The organism is Caballeronia sp. (assembly GCF_049581465.1).
GTDB lineage: Bacteria > Pseudomonadota > Gammaproteobacteria > Burkholderiales > Burkholderiaceae > Caballeronia.
Genome location: NZ_JBAUSA010000168.1, coordinates 1 through 2692 on the forward strand (window position 1 = coordinate 1; position 2692 = coordinate 2692).

The window sequence follows — 2692 nt, forward strand, 5'->3', positions numbered from 1 at the left end:
GGGATAACGGCGGATATTAGAATACCGAAATTGCAATGTCAACGCGGAAAACATGCTGCAGTGCAAGGTGTTTTTTCCTGAGTTCTCACTGGACACCGCACCGCAATCGATCTGATCGACGCGACAAATTCCTCTGGGCACGGACACGACAGGACCTCACAATGATTACCGTCGCTGCGTGTGCACGGCTCACGGCTCACGGCGAGTCTAGACTTGAAGTACAACGAATTATCTCGCCCGTGCATGGGTTGCCCATCCGAAAGCGTCTTGAAATTCAACTCATCCGCAAATCGCTTTGCACAGGTGCCCAGCATTAACGATATTTTCCCACCGGAATAAAGATTTCCGCGCTTACTCCCCTGCGGCAACGCCAAGTTTGAATGCATCCTCGCTAACGCCTCGAAACCCAGGACGATCAACCGGTAATCGGCAACGACCCTCCTAACGATTTGCTATTGATTCAGCGAATCGATATTCTCAAGCTAGGGAAAGCGGACCCTTTCATGGCGACTGAGCTGGCTTTGTTGGTGCGTCTCGTCATCGGCATCCTCCCTGAACCGTTCACCAGATTACATTTTCAACGTAGAACCTTGGCGCGGCGTTCTGACTGCGTGCGCCCGTAGAACCAGGACACGTGACCGTTGGAGCGCTGTCTGTCTCGATCTCTAAGTGGCGGTGGAAGGCATGGACATGTTTCGAAATATCAAGATTTTTGTTGAGGTGGCTGAGGGCTCAAGCTTTACAGCGGCCGCCGTGCGACTGGGTACCACAACCGGTTACATCTCGCGGTCCATCTCCGAACTGGAATCCCATCTGCGAACGCGCCTCTTGAACCGGACCACGCGTCGAATTGCTTTGACCGAAGCGGGCGAGCGATATTTGCACAGGTGCTACGGCATCCTTGCGTCCCTTGCCGAAGCGGAGGCCGAAGCATCTGACGCGCATGCCCGGCCGGCGGGAACGCTTCGCGTTCATGCCATGGCGAGCATTGGGCAAAATTATGTCGTTCCTGCCATCGTTGCTTATCAAGAACGCTATCCGGCCGTCTCCATCGACTTGACCCTCTCGCAGAACTCTCCCGATCTTTTGGAAGAGGGTTATGACGTCGCTCTGCGCCTGGCCCCCAATTCGTTGCCGGACTCGGCCTACATCATGCAGTCGTTGGGTACGATTTACAGCGTGCTATGCGCATCCCCCGCGTACCTGGAGGCCCACGGGGCTCCAAAGTCCGCGGAAGACCTGTCGCATCACATGTGTCTCCAGGTGGCGTTGCCAGTTTGGCCATCGGACCGGTGGCTTTTGAAAGGTCCTGGTGGCGACCATGAAGTCGTTCTCCCCAGTGCGAGATTCAAAGTCAATCTCCCCGATGCCATGGCCGCAGCTCTTCACGGAGGAATGGGGATTGGTGCGTTGCCAACACTGACCGTGATATCCGCATTGCGCGCCGGTACGCTTGTTCGCGTACTGCCTGAGTATCAACTGCAGCACCTGAACGTCTTCGCCGTCTACGCGTCCCGTCAATACCTGGACGCGAAAATAAAAACCTGGGTGCAATTCCTGCGCGAATGGCTAGCCTCGACGATGTCTACCGACAACGCGGAAATTCAAGGAATTGTAGAGCGGCCTCAAATGTGAACTGCGACGTCAGCTACGCATCTGACAATACGGGACTCTCCTCCTGTTCGCGCGGGCCCTCGTGATCAGCAGAAACAGTCGACGTGTCAGCGCGGAAGAACTCTGCGCAGAAATCGACAAATGTTCTAAATCTTGCCGGCATCAGCTCACGGTGCGAATAGAAAAGACAAATCTCGTCGCTGCTTTCGGAGCTCGAACAGTTCGGAAGGATATGAATCAGGTTCGCCATCGCGATATCTTCGCGAACCATCGCTTCCGGAAGCGTCGCGATACCGGTCCCGGCAAGAGCCGCTGCACGCAACGAAACTTCGTTCCCGTCCATAGAAGACATCGGCAGGATACTTACTCGCCGCCCATCCTCAAACAAGTCGATGAAGTTGCTATCCTTTTGCCTCGACTCCGGATCGAACAACAGGAAGTACTCTCCCAGCTCTGAAACGTATTCGGGTGTTCCGTACTGCTTTAGATATGCCGGTGACGCTACCCATATTCTCGACGATTTTGTCAGCGTCCGGCGGATGACAGCAGATTGTTCGACCAGGTGGGGTGGCAGTATTGCGATATCGAAGTGACCATCGTATAAATTGACTGCTTTGTCCTGAACCGAGACCACTAGATTCACGTGCGGTGCTAAAGCACGGTAATGTGAGACCAGGCGCGAAAAAGTCTCGTTTAGCAGCATTGGATGCACTACAAGCCGGAGTCTGCCACTATCAACTTCGCGCTCCTGCGTGATACGCCGGTTCGCCTCGTCTAGCTCGTCGATAATACGGCAACAACTCAAGTAGTAAGGTTGAGCCTCTTCCGTCAGCGTGACCGACCGCGTAGTTCTATGCAACACGCGCGTCTGGATGGTTGCCTCAAGCCTCGCGATGGCTTTTGAAATAGACCCGGTCGTTACGCCCAGGGAGATGGCGGCCTTACTAAAGCTACGGTGCTGTGCTGCCGCAACAAACGCGCGCAGCATGTAGAGTTGGTCCATGATCCATCTCAACGTTGATTAAATGCAAGTGGGCGGCCGCTCATCGAACTCATGCTCTAACAATGGTCAACCACC

General features: G+C 54.6%; 2 protein-coding genes. One reads left to right on the top strand and one right to left on the bottom strand.

Going from position 1 to position 2692, the window contains the following annotated elements; all coding sequences use genetic code 11:
• Window positions 1-684 precede the first annotated feature (684 nt).
• The gene (locus WCA53_RS04255; RefSeq protein WP_423905853.1) at window positions 685-1635 is read left to right on the top strand and encodes a LysR family transcriptional regulator; all 951 of its coding nucleotides are present in this window, start codon (window positions 685-687) and stop codon (window positions 1633-1635) included.
• Between the two features lie 13 nt (window positions 1636-1648).
• Here the strand turns inward: WCA53_RS04255 and WCA53_RS04260 are convergent, their stop codons facing one another.
• Window positions 1649-2617, bottom strand: coding sequence for a LysR family transcriptional regulator (locus WCA53_RS04260; protein ID WP_423905849.1), 969 nt, complete (start codon window positions 2615-2617; stop codon window positions 1649-1651).
• Window positions 2618-2692 lie beyond the last annotated feature (75 nt).

Bases quoted from the DNA above. Each gene is read 5' to 3' on its own strand.
- WCA53_RS04255 (WP_423905853.1), top strand. From the start codon at position 685: ATGGACATGTTTCGAAATATCAAGATTTTTGTTGAGGTGGCTGAGGGC.
- WCA53_RS04260 (WP_423905849.1), bottom strand. From the start codon at position 2,617: ATGGACCAACTCTACATGCTGCGCGCGTTTGTTGCGGCAGCACAGCAC.